Below are 514 nucleotides of genomic sequence, written 5' to 3'. Positions count from 1 at the left end.
TTGCCATCGCCCGCGCCGTCTACTTCGGAGCAAACGTGCTCATCCTCGACGAGCCCACCGCGGCCCTTGGCGTCAAGGAAGCCACCCACGTACTCCGTATCATCATGCAGGCCCGAGCTCAGGGACTCGCCGTAATTTTTGTCACCCACAACGTACTTCACGCGATGACCGTCGGTGACCGGTTCGCCGTCCTCATCCACGGCAGCAAAGCGGATGACTTCAAAAAAGGCGAACGGACGCGCGAAGAGATCACCGACCTGATGGCCGGCGGCGAAGCGATGGCCGAACTCGAGGCCGAGGCGCCCGAGAAGCCGCTTCCGCCCGTCCGTCCGGAGCCCGAAACCACGCCGTTCCGGCCGATCGAGCTCGACCTCGATCTGTCCCCCGATCATCCGCTGGAGCCGGGCAGCGCGCCCCACGGCCGCGGCGAATTCGTTGGCCAGTCCTCCGCGGCCCAGACCGCGGCGTCCTTCATCGCGGCCGCGGAGGACTGGCCAACGAATTCGCCGCGGCC

1 pseudogene is annotated in these 514 nt (G+C 66.7%); it reads left to right on the top strand.

Features of this window, described 5'->3' with window-relative positions:
* Window positions 1–299 (top strand): annotated as a pseudogene (locus ACIKT0_RS19950) (P-loop NTPase family protein); the annotation flags it as partial.
* Window positions 300–514 lie beyond the last annotated feature (215 nt).

Origin of the sequence: Hansschlegelia beijingensis, assembly GCF_045505405.1 — a bacterium.
GTDB classification, from domain to species: Bacteria; Pseudomonadota; Alphaproteobacteria; order Rhizobiales; family Methylopilaceae; genus Methylopila; species Methylopila beijingensis_A.
The sequence above is the reverse complement of the archived record's forward strand: the minus strand, read 5'-3'. Positions and strand labels throughout refer to the sequence as shown.